General features: G+C 45.8%; 13 protein-coding genes and 1 riboswitch. Of the genes, 5 read left to right on the top strand and 8 right to left on the bottom strand.

Annotation, left to right across the window (positions count from 1 at the left end; genetic code table 11):
* Positions 1-239: integrase core domain-containing protein (locus L5M17_RS18445; RefSeq protein WP_263148774.1), on the top strand; the 239-nt coding region annotated here is incomplete at its 5' end.
* Between the two features lie 86 nt (positions 240-325).
* Here L5M17_RS18445 and L5M17_RS18440 read toward each other — a convergent pair.
* The 6 genes from L5M17_RS18440 to L5M17_RS18415 all read right to left on the bottom strand — a co-directional run bounded on the left by L5M17_RS18440 (position 326) and on the right by L5M17_RS18415 (position 7,387).
* Positions 326-955: an acyltransferase gene (locus tag L5M17_RS18440; RefSeq protein ID WP_263148773.1), complete on the bottom strand. Its 630-nt coding sequence runs from the start codon at positions 953-955 to the stop codon at positions 326-328.
* Complete coding sequence (gene tsaA / locus L5M17_RS18435) at positions 956-1,690, bottom strand: tRNA (N6-threonylcarbamoyladenosine(37)-N6)-methyltransferase TrmO (protein ID WP_263148772.1); 735 nt, start codon at positions 1,688-1,690, stop codon at positions 956-958.
* Positions 1,691-1,883: 193 nt separating this feature from the next.
* Positions 1,884-2,264 carry an Rcs stress response system protein RcsF gene (rcsF, locus tag L5M17_RS18430; RefSeq protein WP_263148771.1) on the bottom strand — a complete coding sequence of 127 codons (381 nt, stop codon included), beginning with the start codon at positions 2,262-2,264 and terminating at the stop codon, positions 1,884-1,886.
* 78 nt (positions 2,265-2,342) lie between these two features.
* A complete protein-coding gene (locus tag L5M17_RS18425) occupies positions 2,343-3,689 on the bottom strand; it encodes an amidohydrolase family protein (RefSeq protein WP_263148770.1) in 1,347 nt (448 codons plus the stop codon).
* Complete coding sequence (locus L5M17_RS18420) at positions 3,689-6,778, bottom strand: amidohydrolase family protein (protein ID WP_263148769.1); 3,090 nt, start codon at positions 6,776-6,778, stop codon at positions 3,689-3,691. Before L5M17_RS18420 ends, L5M17_RS18425 begins: the two co-directional genes overlap by 1 nt.
* Positions 6,779-6,994: 216 nt before the next feature.
* Positions 6,995-7,387 (bottom strand): H-NS family nucleoid-associated regulatory protein, encoded by a 393-nt coding sequence (locus L5M17_RS18415; RefSeq protein ID WP_028761125.1) that lies wholly within the window; start codon positions 7,385-7,387, stop codon positions 6,995-6,997.
* A gap of 310 nt (positions 7,388-7,697) precedes the next feature.
* Here L5M17_RS18415 and L5M17_RS18410 point away from each other — a divergent pair, with 310 nt between their 5' ends.
* The 3 genes from L5M17_RS18410 to L5M17_RS18400 all read left to right on the top strand — a co-directional run bounded on the left by L5M17_RS18410 (position 7,698) and on the right by L5M17_RS18400 (position 11,314).
* Positions 7,698-8,447 (top strand): electron transfer flavoprotein subunit beta/FixA family protein, encoded by a 750-nt coding sequence (locus L5M17_RS18410; RefSeq protein WP_028761124.1) that lies wholly within the window; start codon positions 7,698-7,700, stop codon positions 8,445-8,447.
* Positions 8,448-9,374 carry an electron transfer flavoprotein subunit alpha/FixB family protein gene (locus tag L5M17_RS18405; protein ID WP_131523133.1) on the top strand — a complete coding sequence of 309 codons (927 nt, stop codon included), beginning with the start codon at positions 8,448-8,450 and terminating at the stop codon, positions 9,372-9,374.
* Between the two features lie 95 nt (positions 9,375-9,469).
* Positions 9,470-9,666, top strand: a riboswitch (Lysine riboswitch).
* Between the two features lie 79 nt (positions 9,667-9,745).
* Positions 9,746-11,314, top strand: a complete 1,569-nt coding sequence (locus L5M17_RS18400; RefSeq protein WP_028761122.1) for a Na+/H+ antiporter NhaC family protein — start codon at positions 9,746-9,748, stop codon at positions 11,312-11,314.
* A 144-nt stretch (positions 11,315-11,458) separates the two neighbouring features.
* Here L5M17_RS18400 and L5M17_RS18395 read toward each other — a convergent pair whose 3' ends face one another.
* On the bottom strand, positions 11,459-13,609 hold the full coding sequence (locus tag L5M17_RS18395; RefSeq protein ID WP_263148768.1) for a M3 family metallopeptidase: 2,151 nt from the start codon (positions 13,607-13,609) through the stop codon (positions 11,459-11,461).
* Between the two features lie 202 nt (positions 13,610-13,811).
* Positions 13,812-15,911 carry a multiheme c-type cytochrome gene (locus L5M17_RS18390; protein WP_263148767.1) on the bottom strand — a complete coding sequence of 700 codons (2,100 nt, stop codon included), beginning with the start codon at positions 15,909-15,911 and terminating at the stop codon, positions 13,812-13,814.
* A 541-nt stretch (positions 15,912-16,452) separates the two neighbouring features.
* Between L5M17_RS18390 and L5M17_RS18385 the strand changes: the two genes are divergently transcribed.
* The gene (locus tag L5M17_RS18385; protein ID WP_028761119.1) at positions 16,453-17,049 is read left to right on the top strand and encodes a thymidine kinase; all 597 of its coding nucleotides are present in this window, start codon (positions 16,453-16,455) and stop codon (positions 17,047-17,049) included.
* Positions 17,050-17,253: the final 204 nt, after the last annotated feature.

Genomic DNA, 17,253 nt, shown 5'->3' with positions numbered 1-17,253 from the left:
GTCGCCGCGGGAATTGTTGGGATAACGCACCAATGGAGCGTTTCTTTAGAAGTTTGAAATCTGAGTGGATACCCGCCAATGGTTATGGGAATTTTACAGAAGCAGATAAAGAGATCACAAATTACATCACTGGATATTACAGTGAGACCAGACCCCATCAATATAATGGTGGGTTAACGCCAAATGAGTCAGAACGTTTATATTGGAATGACTCTAAAATCGTGGCCAATTTTACTTGACCACTACAAATGGATAACGCAAGGAAGAGCGCTGCGCTGTTAGAGAGTGACTTCGTCACTGCTAGTATCAAGATAATCCTTATTGCTTACTTATCTCGTCTATCGCCAATCACTTTGGCGGGGTTGCCAGCCACTATCGCCCAGTCGGGTACATCTTTCGTCACTATGCTGCCCATGCCGACCACGGCGTGATCGCCAATGGTCACACCATCGACTATGCCTGCCTGAGCGCCAATCCACACATCTTGGCCAATAACAATGCCTTTGGAGTTAGCAGCTTGTTGATAGATGGGCGTATCTGGCGCCATGCCATGGTTGAAGGCGTAAAGGGTGACATTATTGGCGATGCGGGTCTGGCTACCAATTTGAATACCCACTCTACCGCCATCGAAGGAGCAGCCATGATTAATCGCCACTTCGTCCCCTAGCGTGATAGGCCCATGCAAAAAACACTCGGCGGCGATCATGCAGCGATTACCCATGCGGATATCACGATTGGGTTCGGCAAATAACTGCGCCTCGGGGGCGATAAAGCATTGCTCGCCGATAGTTACCGTTTCGAGGGCGCAAAGTTTTGCTTGAATATCGTCTTGCCAAGGTTTGGCCCAGATTAAATGTTTCTCTTTTAAAGAAAAATACAGCCACGGCATCCAAGAGAGCCGCTTTTTATGCTGGCTTTGATAATCAGGTTTTGATGTAGGCGTTGGCGCGGACATTTAGCCACATTTCCCCGGTTTGAGTTCCAATACTAAGATGTATTCTTGGTCATTGTCATCGACCGCTATTTGCCAGAACACATCTAAATCATAGAGGGCGACTTGATATAACTTAGGATCGTCCTTGGCTTTTTTGTAGGCGGGGCGCGGATCTTGCCCCAGCACACCGCGGATAAGCAGAGCTAAATCTGTGTAGGTTTCCTGCAGGGCGTAACGCTCAATCTGTGTCTTGGCATGGTCAGAATACACCACTGAAATCAGTTTAGGCGCGTCTTGGGCAATGCCACCCACAGCATCGGTAATAGAATCTGAGAAAGGAATGTATGGCTTAATATCAATTATCGGTGTGCCATCGAGCAGATCCATACCGGAAATTTCGAGGCACACTTTGCCCTTGCGCTGCACTACACCGTGCAATTTCACCACAGATTGACCTATGCCATTGGGGCGAAAAGTGGAGCGAGTGGCGAACACGCCGAGTTTTTCATTGCCGCCTAATCGCGGTGGCCTGACTGTGGTTTTCCAACCTTGGGCAAGATTTTCATGGAAGCAAAATAGCAACCAGAGATGGGAATATTGCTCTATGCCACGCACCGCATCGAGATGATTGACATGGGGTTCGAGTTCGACATAGCCGCGAGCCTCAACGAGTCCGGGTTGTCTTGGAATGCCAAACTTTTGTTTATAGGGGGTGCGGCATGTCGCTACTGCGACAATTTGGTTGGTAAATGTCATGCAAAAAATTACCTAAAAGGGTAAGTATCACAACCGCCTAAGCTCATCATTAAGGCCCATCTTTGAGCGCTAATTATGCAGCGTTAGCCATGAATCCTTGCTCATGGAACATCAGCCATTAAGCGGTTGATAGGGGCAATCTTAGAACACTATAGGATCACGCCGCGAGCAGTATGCTTAATATGCGTGAGGCTTACTCTGTTGTAGCCGTTTTTACTGCTTGACCAACGCATAATGCGCGGCTGATACAACCTTGGGCAGCTTCTTCAAATATGACACATTGCTTGATGATAATGCCGTTAGCCCCTTTATCTGCCGCATTGCGACGGGCTTCGGTTCTGGCATCGGCAAGTGACGCAGGCGCGCCGTTGGTATCGGCCTGACAGGACTCACCTTCGACTAATCCTTTTAATTCATAATGACCTTTCGGCAAGGTATCGCCTTCATAAAGGACGACATCGGATGCCTTGAAATAGTCATTAATCGCCTCACTGTCCAAATTACTGTTAAAACTGTAGTCGCTTGCACAGGCACTGAGCAGGAGCACTAATGCACTTGAGAGGATAATTTTCATGGTTTGACCTGAGGTTGAGGAGAAAACTGCGCAACCTTGGTAGGTTGCGCCGATGCGATATTATTATCTGAGTAAATTCTACCGCTTAAGGTACTTTTGATAAAGCTGCTGATGGCGATTATTCAGATCTATCTGCCGCCCTTCAATCCAGATAGCCTCAATTTTATTGGTCATAGGGTCGAGAATGTCCCCCTCTGACAGCACGACACTGCCTTGGTATCCCACCGCTATCGCACCTAAATCCTCCACACCTAGCAACTTTGCGGCATCTAAGGTGATGGATTTCAGTGCTTGTTCAGGCGTTAAACCATAAGCGGCGCTGTAACCTGCGGCGTAGGGGAGGTTACGGCTATTCCAGTCCGATGAGAACCCAAGGGCGAAGGGAATACCTGCATTGGCGAGTAAAGATGGGATCTTAAAGGGTAAATCGACTGGCTCATCTTTACGTTTAGGCAGACTCAAGATATGAGGGTAAATGACCCCAGCTTTAACTTCCCTTAGGCTTGAGTCCAAACGCCATGCATCGTATCCGCCGACAATCACCAATTTGAATTGGTATTTTTTCGTCAAGGCGATCACTTGCTCAATTTGGCCAACACTGTCGGCATGGGCAAACAGTGTCGCTTTGCCTTGGTATAGCGGCAGCATAGCCTGCCAGCGCAGGTCGTTGGTCGCGGACTGTGGATCTTCATCCTGGTTTTTGTCTTTGCCGTTGGCCTTATCACTTAAGAAATAGCGATAGCCATCTTCAAAGGCGATATTGAGCTTGTCGATCGCCTGCTGATTTTTCTCGATGGCCTTGGCTTTCTCTTTTTCATCTTCTGGCATGCGTTTGATTTGCGGCCAATAGACATGGAACTGTCCAGCACTTGGTGTCATTGCATCTTCAATCGTCCATGCATCGAGATCCACCAGTACCGATTGTCCTGCTAACCCATCACCGCTCGGAACGATTTGTGCGTGGGTAATGCCGTTGTAACGTATGGTCGGGATGAGCTCCGAATCCGGATTATAGGCTGTGGCCGTGCTGATCTGTGGGTTGATGTAGCCCACCTCGGCGTTATCAACTGTGGGGCGGCTCATTTCAATTTCGACTAAGCCTAAACTGGTATCGAGGGCGATTAAGCCCGGATACAAGTGTTTACCGCTGGCATCGACGACTTGAGTGTCACTGGTTTCTGCGGTTGCACTGTTGATTTGGCTGGTGAGTTGAGCTCCAACGGCCGTGATCTTGCCATTTTCAATCAAGACATCAGTATTGCTGAGCACGCCTTGACTGACTGTGTGCACTGTGGCGTTTTTTATCAGTACGCTGCGACTTTGTTTAGGAGTCGGCACGATATCGTTGGCCATCACTGGGGCCAGCGTGGTGCAAATCGCGCCCAGTAGCGCCGCAAACAAAACGGGTTTAGATGAATGTTGCATTATTTGGCTCCCTGATGAGTGTGGCCCCATGCCTGATAGTGGGTGTCGCAGTGCCACTGTGGCTCGTTAAGTGGCGTGACTTTTTCACCCGCTTTGGCCTGATCATCACTGCTGAGAATTTTTTGGATAAGTGCGGCGCGCTCGTTGACGACCGCTTGCTGGACAATTTGGTCTTGATCGCGGTCAAAGTAGCGTTTTCCTTCAACCCATGCCTGTGTCACTTTGGCGTAAATCGACAGAGGCTCTGCGTTCCACAGCACGATATCGGCCATTTTCCCTGGGGTGAGTGAACCCACAAATTCATCGACTCTTAATTGCTTGGCCGGATTAATAGTGACCATGTTCCAAGCATCTTCCTTCGACATATTGCAATACATCATAGACTTCGCCGCTTCTTGGTTGAGTCTGCGCTGCATTTCATAGTCGTCTGAGTTTATGCTGGTGGTCACGCCTTTATTTTGCATCAAACACGCGTTCTGCGGAATCGCGTCGTACACCTCAAACTTATAGGCCCACCAATCGGCAAAGGTCGATGCGCCAGCGCCATGGGCGGCCAGTTCACTCGCCACTTTGTAACCTTCGAGAACATGGGTAAAGGTTTGCACTTTAAAGTGATAGGCCTCGGCAAGACGGATAAACATCAGAATTTCTGACTGTACGTAAGAATGAATGTGCACATCACGTTGCTGATTTATTACTTCGGCCACAGCCTGCAGGCGATAACTTGGGCGCGGTGCGACGGTTTTTTTCTTATCGCTGGAGCGCAGATCATCATAGGCTTTTAACGCATTCTCATAGGCGATGGCGGCATCGAAGGTCTCTTCAAATAACGCTTTGACTCCCATACGCGTTTGCGGGAAGCGCTGCACAAATTTCTCGCCCCAGTTGCTCTGTTTGACGTTTTCACCTAAAGCAAACTTGATACTGGCGGGCGCATTAGCAAATTTGAGTTGTTCGGCTGGCTCACCCCATTTCATTTTGATCAGTTGCGATTGGCCGCCAATAGGATTGGCGCTGCCGTGGAGTAATTGCGCGCTGGTGACGCCGCCCGCTAAGGCCCGATAGATTGAAATATCGTCGGGATTAATAATATCGCCAATGCGTACCTCAGAGGTAACTGCGTCTGTTCCTTCGTTAGTACCGCCATTAATGGCGATATGCGAGTGTTCATCGACTATGCCGGCGGTGAGGTGTTTACCTGTTGCATCGAGGACTTGATAACCTGATGGTGTACTTAATTGTTGGCCAATTTTTTCGATGCGGCCATTGGCCATCAAGAGATCAGCATGTTCGAGAATGCCTTGCTTATCCGATGTCCACAGGGTGGCATTTTTGATGTGCAGCTTCTCCACCTTAGGTGCTTCGCTCAGTCCGTAAGCAACGTTAGGGAAGGTGAGGTGACTCACTAGGCTCGTGTTGGCTTCATTCTTGGGAGCATGATTGCTTGCTTGGTCTGCTTTTTTGAGCTTTGCAGTTTGAGTCATAGCGACACCGGCAACATTTGTAGTGCGACTTTTTGCATCGACCATACGACCTTGAATGCCGTCATCGGCCATCCACAGCGTAAAGCGGCTAAGGCCATTAATGCCTGCGGCGCTCAAATCGGCAGTAAAGCTCAATCTCCCGTTATCATCTAACTTAAGTTGAGTGAGTAAGATACTTTGTTCGCCACTGCTTAAATTGCCTTGGATGTTGGGTTTATCACTTTTACTTTCATCATGTAGCGATAAATCTAGCGTGAGGTTATTGAGGCTTAATTGGTAATCTCCCAGTAATCGTGCTTGGGGAAGTGAGCGCAGACTTTGCTCCTGACCTTGCAACCAAACACTGTAGATCTGGCCATCTTTAAAGATATTGCCTTTAGTGATAACAAAGTCAGCCATATAACCGGGCGCGAGTTTACCGGTAAAGTCGGCGGTGCCTGTCATCTCTGCGGCTTGGGTGGTGAGTGCCGCGAGAGCGTTTTCTTCACTTAAACCTTGGGCAATGGCTTGGCGTAGGCGCGGCCAGAAGGCATCGGTCTTAATCCCAAACTGCGTTAACGCAAAGGGGATTCCTGCGTTAGCTACCGCCGCAGGGTTGGTCGGTGCACGTTCCCACTGTCTTAAATCCGCCAGTGATACTTCACGATCAGCGTCATCTGTCCCGACATCCGGTGCCTGCGGATAGTTTAAAGGCAAGATCAACGGATAGTTCAGCGCCTTTAACTCATTGATGCGTGAGTATTCTTGACCATTACCAAGTAGGTTGGCTGGCAGTTTATGTTCTTTGAGTAAATGGGCTGCACGTAATTGGTCGTTGAGATTTTTGGTTTCAAAGATAATTTGCTTATCGGCTAAATTATCTAAACGCTCAAAGGCGATATTAAATTCGACTTGATTGTTTATTGCGCCATTGGCAGGTTTGTTTTTATTTTGGTTATACCAATTTGCATCGGCAAAGGTTTGCCTAATAAGTGCAATGCTGCCCATTAATGATGAGGGATAATCTTGTTCAGACGAACCTTTATCAAATGCCATAAAAGGTTGACTGCGGGCGCGATAAATCACTTCATTAGCCGTTTTGTCCGCTAATGAAAGGCTGACACCCGTCCCACGGAAGATACCGTCGAGTTTGCTACTTTGCACACTGGTGAAACCATTATTAATCCACTCTTTTGCGCGTTCTTTATTGGGGTAAACGTAATTAAACCATTCTTTTTCAGAATGAATTGCACCATTTTCCGCATTACCACCGATACGCTTTATATCATAGACGGGGCGAGTGAGCTTAAGTTTGGGATATTCGAATTCAATCCCATAATCGGTAAAAGGATCGATAAATCCGGGATAAATTGTATAACCACTCAAATCGATTCTAAATGCGCCAGCGGGAATGTCGTTGTGCTCAATAATGGCTTTAATTTGATTATTTTCAATTAATAAAGTGGCATCGCTTAAACGCTTTCCCGGGGCAATAATTAATTCAGCATGGGTAAATGCAGTGAGTTTACTGGATGTTGTTCCAGTATTGAGTTGGGCAAATGTTGTTTGTGATACTAAGCTAGCGATTATGCTGCAGCTTATCATTATCTTATTGTTTATCTGCATTATTTTATTCAATCGAGTGAGGGTGAACAAAGAGTAACTGAAAGCAGATGTAAATACTAAGGCTGAATTGTAACGTAATTTGAGCGGGAGTGAGGTGCGGAATTAACGGCTGTTGTTTAAGTTTGAAACGATTGATGGATATAAAAAAGCTCGCAATTAATGCGAGCTTTTATGCAAACTTGTGTTGGCAAATTAGCGCCATCACACTTGGTTGGATTAGATTAAGAAATCTTCCATAGAACGACCTTTGTTGATCTCGTTCTTAAATACGGTAGGCATACGGCCTTGGCCAGTCCATTGAACCATTTCACCGTCAACTTCAATTTGGTATTTAGCTGGACGAGGAGCGCGTTTCTTCGCAGCAGCTTTAACAGCTACGCCACCTAAGTCATCAATTGATAAACCAACGGCTTCCATTTGTTGACGGATTTCTTCAATCTTAGCATTACGAGCTGCCATGGCTTGTTCTTCTTCCTCAGCCATAGACTCGCGTTCTACTAAAATTTTATCTAATTTGTCGGCTAAATCACGTAACTCTTCAACGCTAAGTTCTTTTACTGCAGCTTTAAAACGACGGCCGTGAGTTAATATCTCTAAAAATTCGCTCATATCTATTTTCGTCCCACTCTATTTTTAATACAGGATAATGGTGAACAACACCTAAATGATAGAAACTAATATAGCTCGAATCAAATAAAATTATGCGTTTTAAGGAAATTAAATATTATTTATTTTTTGAACTTTTCTTATTCCCTCAAATAAGTGTCCAAAAAAGTGGCCGTTGCAGCGGATTAAAAAATACAAACAGGCGTTTGACTTTGGTTGACGTTAACGTTAACAGGACGTAAAGTTGCTCTATCCTGCATTGGTATTAACCAATGTTTTGTCCATGTACATGAAAGTGTAGGAAGGAAACCCTATGAAAGTATTGGTGCCCGTTAAGCGCGTTGTTGATGCCAATGTGAAGGTCAGGGTCAAAGCTGACAATACAAGTGTTGACACTGCAAACCTAAAAATGGCGTTGAACCCTTTTTGTGAAATCGCAGTAGAAGAAGCGGTTCGTTTAAAAGAAGCGGGTAGCGCTACTGAAGTGGTTGTTGTCAGTATTGGTAATAAAGCCGTGCAAGAACAACTGCGTACCGCGCTTGCATTAGGCGCAGATCGTGCAATTCATATCGATACTGAAGAAGAGCTCGTGCCAGTGTCTATCGCCAAATTGCTCAAAGCGGTACAAGACAAAGAACAAGCAGAGCTGGTGATTTTTGGTAAGCAATCCATCGATGGTGATAATAACCAAACTGGCCAAATGTTTGCCGCGTTAATGGATATGCCACAGGCGACCTTTGCTTCAGAAATCAAATTAGAAGCGAATACATTACAAGTCACCCGTGAAATTGACGGCGGCATGCAAACTCTCAAATTACCTTTACCTGCTGTCGTGACCGCCGATTTACGTTTGAACGAACCCCGTTACGCTTCATTGCCTAACATAATGAAAGCCAAGCGTAAGCCATTAGAAGTATTTACTGTGGCAGACTTAGGCGTGACGTTAAAGAGTCACCAAACGATTGTGAAGGTCACTCCGCCAGCTGAACGTAAAGCGGGCATCATGGTAGCGTCGGTAGCTGAGCTAGTTGAAAAGTTAAAAAATGAAGCGAAGGTGATCTAAATGGCCATTTTAGTATTAGCTGAACATGATAATGCTGCACTGAAACTCGATACGGCAAAAATTGTTACCGCCGCCCGTGCCATAGGCGATGAAGTACATGTCTTAGTTGCGGGTCACCAATGTGGCGCGGTTGTCCAAGCGGCGCAGGCACTACAAGGTGTTAGCCAAGTACTCGTTGCTGATGCCAGCGTGTATGAAGCGCATTTAGCGGAAAATTTTGCCAAATTGCTGGTGGACTTAGCGCCAAACTATGGTCACATTCTGGCCTCGGCTTCAAGTTTAGGTAAGGACACGCTTCCGCGCGTTGCAGCATTATTAGATGTCGCGCAAATCTCAGAAGTTATTACCGTCGTCAATGCCGATACCTTTGTGCGCCCTGTGTATGCGGGTAACGCCTTAGCGACAGTGCAAAGCCATGATGCCATTAAAGTGATAACAGTGCGCGCCAGTGCGTTTGACGCTGCGCCAGAAGGTAACAGTGCAGCTGTGACGACACTTGATAAAGTGTTTGAAGCGAGAACTCAGTTTGTTTCTCAATCGCTGACAGTTTCTGCCCGTCCAGAGTTAGGCAATGCTGGCATTATTGTATCTGGTGGCCGAGGCATGGGCAGTGGTGAAAACTTCGGCATGTTAGAGCAACTTGCTGACAAGCTCGGTGCAGCAGTTGGCGCATCACGCGCCGCAGTTGACGCAGGTTTTGTGCCTAACGATTTACAAGTAGGTCAAACCGGTAAAATCGTTGCGCCAAACTTGTATATTGCCGTCGGTATTTCTGGCGCGATTCAACATTTAGCCGGCATGAAAGACGCTAAAGTCATCGTTGCAATCAACAAAGATCCTGAAGCGCCGATTTTTCAAGTTGCCGATTATGGACTCGTTGCTGATCTGTTTGAGGCGGTTCCTGAGCTGATTACAAGTCTCAGTTGATTTTATCTGTGATCTAGGTCACATTAAGTGGCTTTGCGGTAGCATCTGCTAAGCCGCTTATGTTTTTATGTGCCTCACGCCCGTGCAAGGGCGTTCTTAGAAGTAGAGGCGCGCCAAATATTAGTAGTGATCAGTAGGGTGATTCCGTTGATCGATTGCGAAAGGATTTGGTGCCGAAGTGGTTCGATTTATCACGATCAACTGCTGGGGTTGTACCTAATAGGTGCAGCACTGCCATAGTATTTTCCGATATGGATTTTGGGAATAGTTACTATGGAGCGCTACTGATAGGACAGGTGACCTTGGGTATCTATTGCCTTTTCCCACCAGTTCAGTCGCCCTCCATTCGTATTTAACGAAGATAATAATCAATGACTGTTATGAATTATGCCGATTCGGCACTTTCCTTGTTGCCGCCTGCGGTGGCTATCGTGTTGGCGATCTTGACTCGCCGTGTACTGCTTTCTTTGGGGTTAGGTATTTTAATTGGTGCTTTATTGCTCAATCAATTTTCACCTTTAGCAACGGGTGAGTTTGTATTTAATGGCGTTAAAGGGCTTTTTTGGACTGATAAAGGTCTAAATTCGTGGAACTTATATATTCTCGGTTTCTTAATTGTACTGGGAATGATTACAGCGTTAATTACCGTAAGTGGCAGCGCGCGGGCTTTTGCCGATTGGGCTCGTTTACATATACGTAATAAACGTGATGCTAAACTATTGACCATGTTTTTAGGTTGCGTAGTTTTTATTGATGATTATTTCAATAGTTTAGTTGTTGGTTCGGTCGCTCGACCTGTTACCGATCGTTATTATGTTTCCCGTGCTAAGTTAGCTTATTTATTAGATTCTACTGCCGCGCCTGTGTGCGTTATTTCTCCAGTTTCGAGCTGGGGCGCTTATATTATCGCACTCATTGGCGGGATATTAACTGCCCATGGTTTTGCTGATACGGGTCATTTGAGTATTTTTATTCAAATGATCCCAATGAACTTTTACGCAATCTTCTCCTTGTTATTATTACTTTTTGTTGTCTTTATGGGATTAGATGTTGGGCCAATGCGTGAGCATGAGCTCAATGCCCAACGTGGTAATTTATACGATGAGTCTAAAGGATTACCGCCTGGGGCTAACGCGGATTTACCTGAAGCCGAAACCGGTAAGATTTTAGGTCTATTTCTGCCGATTACCGTGTTGGTATTTGCAACCCTCTATTTTATGATTAACAGTGGCGCTCAAGTACTCGCGGCGGAAGGGATTGAATTTAATATTATTTCTGCTTTTGAGAAAACCGATGTCAGTTCATCACTTTTCTTTGGTGCATTAATTGGTCTAGCGGTTTCGCTGATATTGAATTTAGTGCAAGGCGTTGAGAAATTGATGATAGTCAAAGGTATAGTGCAGGGCGCTCGCTCTATGCTGCCGGCGATTTACATCCTGTTATTTGCTTGGACAATCGCAGGTGTGATTGGTCAACTCGAAACCGGTAAGTTTATGGCGAGTTTAGCAACAGGAAATATTCCGTTCGCGTTTTTACCCGCCTTAATGTTTGTGCTAGCAGGTATTACCGCGTTCTCAACTGGTACTAGCTGGGGTACGTTCGGGATCATGTTGCCGATTGCTGCTGATATGGCGATGGGAAGTCACACTGGCATGATGTTGCCTATGCTTGCCTCTGTGCTGGCGGGTGCTGTATTTGGCGATCATTGCTCGCCGATTTCCGACACGACTATCTTGTCGTCTACGGGCGCCAGTTGCCACCACATCGACCATGTGGTGACTCAGCTACCTTATGCACTCATTGCGGCGTTTATTAGCTTAGTGGGTTATGTGGCACTTGGATTTACCGAGTCTGTTGTCGCTGGTTTAGTGGCTTGTAGTGTGGCATTTGTGATCAGTATTATCGTACTTAAAATCAAATCTAAAGGCGCAATTAGCTAGACGTTAATTGAAACCTTTCACTGCAAACGTTCACGACAAATAAGTCAAAATAAATCAGCCAGCATTATGCTGGCTGATTTTTTTGGTTAAGGCTGAGTTTGTCTTTATCTATAGCCTATCGCATTAAGGCTATCAACTCTTAGCTTAGCGTGCTTGATCTAGACCGCGGCGTTTAAGTAAGCCTTCTGTGGTGGGTTCTTGTCCGCGGAAGTTTTTGTAGGCGTCCATTGGCGCTATGCTATTACCCACTTCACGGATCGTTTTGCGGTACTTCATGCCGATTTCACGATTGAGCCCGCCTTGGGTTTGTACATAGGCAAACGCATCCGCCGCTAAAATCTCACTCCACATATAAGCGTAATAACTTGCCGAGTAACCGCCGGGGAAGGCGTGGGCAAAATAGGTCGACTTATAACGCGGAGGTACGGCACTAATGTTTAAGCCGTGCTTTTTCAAAGCATTGGCTTCAAAGGTTGGTACATCTTGCAGCGGGGTATCTGGGCTTAATGAATGCCATTCCATGTCTACTAATGCAGCGGCCATGTATTCCAGTGTGTCAAAGCCTTGGTTGAAACTGCCAGATTTCAGTAGTTTTTGCAGCAGTTCATCGGGAATGGGTTTGCCCGTTTCGTAGTGTTTCGCGTAGTTCGCTAACACTTTTGGATGGGCTGCCCAATCTTCTTCAAACGTCGATGGAAATTCGACAAAGTCGCGTGAAACCGAGGTACCCGCCAGACTTGGATAAGTCACTTTAGAGAACATGCCGTGGGTGCCGTGACCCATTTCATGGAACATAGTGGTGACTTCGTTATAGCTGACGAAGGTGGGTTGACCTTCGGGCGCTTTCTTTATGTTCATCACGTTGACGACCACAGGTTTAGTGCCTTCGAGGAAGGATTGACCGACGAACGAACTCATCCAAGCGCCACCACGTTTACCTTCACGGGCAAAATAGTCGGCGTAGAAAATGGCCATGCTTGAGCCATCGGCATCAAACATTTCGTAGGCTTTCACATCGGGATGGTAAACCGGTAAATCTGGGCGTGGTTTTAAGGTGACGCCATAGAGTTCTTTGAGTGTGTAGAATACGCCGTCTTCGAGCACACGGTTAAACTCGAAGTATGGGCGAATGCTATTGGCATCGAGGGCGTATTTTTCTTGGCGAACTTTTTCTGCGTAAAACTCCCAGTCCCACGGTGCCAGTTCAAATTTCCCACCGGTTTTAGTGATCATGGCTTGAATGTCGGCCGCTTCTTTCTCTGTGTTAGCAACTACCGCAGGCACCATTGAACCAAACATGCTGTAAACCGCTTCGGGTGTTTTGGCCATTTGCGGTGCTAATCGATAACTTGCCCAGTTTTCATAGCCTAATAGTGTTGCGCGCTCGGCTCTGAGTTTCGCTAAACGAGATACGAGTGACGCAGTTTCGTTTTCACCAGTTAAGCCACGGTTCGCTGAGGCTTCCCAAATACGCTGGCGTAGCTCACGGTTTTCCAGTGATGCCAACACAGGTTGGCGAGTGGTGTTGGTGATGTTAATCAGATACTTGCCATCGTGACCGGCCGCTTTGGCATCGTTCGCGGCTGAAGCTATTTCACCGTCGGTTAATCCAGCAAGTTCACTTTTTGAATCCACCACAACGGCGATTTCTTTGGTTAAGCGTAATAAACGCTGAGAGAACTCATTCGTTAGTGTTGATTGTTCTTCATTTAACGCGCGGATTTTAACTTTTTGTTCATCGGTAAGTTTAGCGCCAGCCATGATAAAGCGTTGGTGATACACCTCAACCAAACGCACGGCTTCTGGGGTTAACCCTAAGTTGGTGCGGTCGTTATAGATGGCTTCGATACGGGCAAATAGCGCTGGGTTTAAGTTGATATTATCTGAGTGGGCCGCCATTTTTGGCGCCATTTCGCCTTGGATTTTACGCAGTTCTGGATTGCTGTTTGACCCTGCTAAATTATAAAACACGCTTGATGCACGGTTGAGTAGGGCGCCGCTTTTCTCCATAGCCACAATCGTATTATCGAAGGTTGCTGCTGCCGGATTATTGGCTATTGCGAGAATTTCTTGGTACTGCTCTGCCATGCCTTGCTCTAGGGCTGGCGCGAAGTGCTCATTCTTAATGAGGCTAAAATCGGGTGCTTGATATTGCAGGTTACTGGCTTGGAACAGCGGATTTTGGTTTTGTACCGAGATAACGTTAGGTGCTTTAGTTTCTGTGCTGCTGCAACCTGCCATGAATCCGGCGGTGAGAGTGGCGCCGATGGCGATGGCAATAAAACTTTTACGCATAATTGAGTGACTTCCTTTGAATTGTTGTTTTTTAGGACTGTAACGTTAGTAACTTAAATAGGGCTGAAAATGGCTTGTTATCGGGAATGTCTAAGTAAAAAAGGAGCCTCGCATTAGCGAGACTCCTTTGGCTATTTCCTTGCAGGGAAAATAGGTACCGCTTTTTACTTACTTCTTAATCACGCGATGATGAGATGATTAATTAGCGAGTAAACTTGTGGTATTTATCAATACCAGAACTTCTACCTGTGTCATGACATACTGCACAGGATTCAGAGGTCGGTTGTTTAAACCAGTCAGCAACCTTTGGTATGCTGATTTCACCACCGTTGCTTGCCATATGCGCCTTAGCTGAATCGCTAGTGTGGCAGGCATAACAGTTAGCGGTGACTGGGCTTGTCATTTTGCTACCTGGCTCAGCGATGTATTGATTTGGCACTTTGCTTAAATCAATCGCTTTTTCATGACAGGCAACGCAGCTAGTAGAGGCTTCAATCGCGCCTGCACCGTTAGCGGTTTGCGCTTGAGTTCCATCAGCTTTAACTTCACCGACTTTAGCGCCATTACCCCAGTGCCAGCTGTGCACCATAGGACCAAAACCTGCGCCTAAGGCTGCTGAAGTACGTTCCATGCCGTTGTCATGGCAGGCGATACAAGCTTTACCACCTTCATCGAAGGCACCATTTTTGTGGAACGCAGTGGCATCGTTGTGACAAGTAGTACAGCTGTTAGTACTCGCTATCTCACGACGTTCGAAGCCAGAGACCTTTTGAGTGGTGACAGGGTTAACGACATCTGAGTAAGCCGTAAAGGATATGCCCATAGAACCATCATAACCTGTCGCTCTTAGGTTGCCATTACTTTGGTAGCGTTGCTTGCCATCATATTCCATCCAACCAGCGGTACTGAATGTCACGCGGGCAGAATAAACATAGTTAGCATTCACTGCGCTGATATCTGTCAGTAAATGACAGATATTTTTAGTGCCGTCAGTGTTGTAACCATAGTAGTAGTTAGTACGGTTACCTGGGCGACCCACTAAGCTGCCATTTTCATAGGAATGTAAATAAGCGCCCGCATAAACTACGGGTTTCTTAGCGTCATATACTAGCGGGCTAGAATAGTTAAAGTTGTCTTTAATGCTAAAGACGTTACCATCGGTGTCTTTCACTGTCAGCGTTGTACACCAGCCTGGGGCGGTTACTGCAGCCGCAGCACCTGTCGGCGCATAGTGGTCTGTCTTGGTAGAAATATCATCTACTTTAACAGGTGTTGATAGACTCAATTTATACTTAGCGCGAATCGCTTGGCGTTCGGTTATACCCGCTTTGCTTTCGTGCATAATGCGCAGATCCGCACCATTACTTGGGATAATAGCCCCTGGTACGCCACCACTGTCATGGCAATCAATACAACCTGGTCCAGCTACGTTGATGTTTTTAGGTGCTTCAACGTGACAAGATGTACAGTTTTGTACTGAAAAGTCTTTAGTAAAATCTTGGTGATTGATATGACCAATTTTAGATAGGGTGTTTGTCGCATAGCCACCCGTAGAGAAACCTTCAGCATTGACAACTGCGCGGCTAACTGAGCCGTGACACACTAAACAGCCTTCCACGAAGGTGACTTCGCTGTCCATGCCAGTAGCGACATAGCTTGCATGACGACGAGGACTTGTTGAGTAGTCGATATGGCAAGAGTAACAACTATCAGTTGTGGTTGAATGGGTGCCTTCAGGTTTGTTAACGACCAGAGGTTTAGAGGTCGCAATACCATTATTACCACCGACACGTAACCAAACGATACCTTCAGTGCTTGGATTAACCCCTTTCATTGGTACTTTAAATTGGTAATGACCATCAGCTAAAGCGGTCAATTCAGCACCGACGGTTGCTTGAGTTGCTTCACCGCCAATATGGACGTTATCTGTAACACCATTTTTATCAGCTTCGGTGCGGTTAGTGATGAAGCCTTTATCTGTTAGTGCCGCCACTTTGGCTTGAGCATTTAACAGTCCGTTGATTAGGTTATTGTTTTGATCTGTAATTTCAAATTCGTAAGTGATACTGCCTTCGCCAAAGCTATAGTTGATCACTTTGACGTTAGTCATAGTAGAACTGGTGACAGGGGGCGGTGTTCCAGGCTCACCGGGTGTTCCAGGTTCACCAGGTGTTCCAGGGATACCGGGCGTTCCTGGTGCTCCATCTACACCATCTTTACCATCATCGCCACAGCCAACAAGGGCGCCAGTTAGTGCTAAGGCAACTAAATATGCCAGTTTTCTAGAGGTGAAAATTCTCATCATAATCTCCATTTGATCCAATATGCGAATAAAGGACGGAGTGGAGCACTAAAGTTTGCAGGGTAGATTAGTGCTTTGACCGTTGGTCTCAATTTGCAAGCTATCGAATACTTTTCTTTTTTTAATTGAGCACGTTTTGTCTCGAATGAAATATTACTGTTAAATTTGTGTTTGTTTTTTGAGCGCAAGCCCATTTATACCTATTACTTTGGAGGTAGATCGCACTTTTTAAATTTAACTTTTACTAATTTTTCCTTATGAAACAACATTTAAGTTTCAGTTAAGCTTTCATTAACAATTGAACGGCATCGGGGCGTTTTTTATGTTTTTTGCAGGGAAGAGTATTAAATGAAGTGGACTAGAAATATTTCAGGAGGCGATTGGGGATTAAAATGATTGATAAGTTGGTGTCATTGCAGAATTTCATGATAAAAGCTTAGCGGCTGCTAGTGTTCTGATGTGAAGCGCAATGTTAGACTAGCGCTCAATTTGGCTCTGGTAGCAGACGCGTAAGCGATAACGTTTTTAAAGGGTATAAGTCTTGGCTCAATTGTATTTTTATTATTCGGCAATGAACGCGGGTAAATCCACTTCCCTATTACAGTCATCCTATAACTACCGTGAACGCGGTATGAATACTTTGGTCATGACAGCCTCCATAGATGACAGATATGGCAAAGGTAAAGTGGCCTCACGTATTGGCATTGAAACCGAAGCACAGGTATTTAGTAGCCAAGATGATTTGACTCAAATGATTAGCGATGTGCATCAAGCGACGCCATTAAGTTGTGTGCTGGTGGATGAGTGTCAGTTTTTGAGTAAAGAACAGGTTAAGCAGCTGACGCATGTGGTCGATAATATTGATATTCCTGTACTCTGCTATGGCCTAAGAACGGACTTTCAAGGCGAACTTTTTAGCGGCAGTCATTATTTATTAGCTTGGGCCGATAAATTAGTTGAGCTGAAGACTATTTGTCATTGTGGGCGTAAGGCTAACATGGTGGTGCGTCTTGATGGTGAAGGCAAGGTGATGCGCGAGGGTGAGCAAGTGGCGATTGGCGGTAATGAAAGTTACGAGTCTGTTTGTCGCAAACATTTTCGTGAATTTATCTGGGATGCGCATGAATATGTGGGATGAGGCTGAGTTAATAGCGTGTAATTATTGAGCGACTCATTCTTTTTATGCGACTTAAATTAGCTCGTTTTGTTTTTAAGTCATACTGTCTGTTGCCTTAATCGCTGAAAATACCTTGATATCAACAAATTAATATTTGGCAAAATGTACTATCAGCTTAACATTAGTATTGATTAGTGGCGGTTGTGGGTCACAGGCCCCCTTCTT

The organism is Shewanella sp. SW24 (assembly GCF_025653395.1).
Classification (GTDB): domain Bacteria; phylum Pseudomonadota; class Gammaproteobacteria; order Enterobacterales; family Shewanellaceae; genus Shewanella; species Shewanella oncorhynchi.
This window is presented reverse-complemented; position numbering and strand designations above follow the sequence as displayed.

Excerpts from the sequence above, each read along its gene's own strand:
- L5M17_RS18390 (WP_263148767.1), bottom strand. The coding sequence starts at position 15,911 with ATGAGAATTTTCACCTCTAGAAAACTGGCATATTTAGTTGCCTTAGCA.
- L5M17_RS18440 (WP_263148773.1), bottom strand. The coding sequence starts at position 955 with ATGTCCGCGCCAACGCCTACATCAAAACCTGATTATCAAAGCCAGCAT.
- L5M17_RS18425 (WP_263148770.1), bottom strand. The coding sequence starts at position 3,689 with ATGCAACATTCATCTAAACCCGTTTTGTTTGCGGCGCTACTGGGCGCG.
- L5M17_RS18415 (WP_028761125.1), bottom strand. The coding sequence starts at position 7,387 with ATGAGCGAATTTTTAGAGATATTAACTCACGGCCGTCGTTTTAAAGCT.
- L5M17_RS18405 (WP_131523133.1), top strand. The coding sequence starts at position 8,448 with ATGGCCATTTTAGTATTAGCTGAACATGATAATGCTGCACTGAAACTC.
- L5M17_RS18410 (WP_028761124.1), top strand. The coding sequence starts at position 7,698 with ATGAAAGTATTGGTGCCCGTTAAGCGCGTTGTTGATGCCAATGTGAAG.
- L5M17_RS18400 (WP_028761122.1), top strand. The coding sequence starts at position 9,746 with ATGACTGTTATGAATTATGCCGATTCGGCACTTTCCTTGTTGCCGCCT.
- L5M17_RS18420 (WP_263148769.1), bottom strand. The coding sequence starts at position 6,778 with ATGCAGATAAACAATAAGATAATGATAAGCTGCAGCATAATCGCTAGC.
- rcsF (WP_263148771.1), bottom strand. The coding sequence starts at position 2,264 with ATGAAAATTATCCTCTCAAGTGCATTAGTGCTCCTGCTCAGTGCCTGT.
- tsaA (WP_263148772.1), bottom strand. The coding sequence starts at position 1,690 with ATGACATTTACCAACCAAATTGTCGCAGTAGCGACATGCCGCACCCCC.
- L5M17_RS18395 (WP_263148768.1), bottom strand. The coding sequence starts at position 13,609 with ATGCGTAAAAGTTTTATTGCCATCGCCATCGGCGCCACTCTCACCGCC.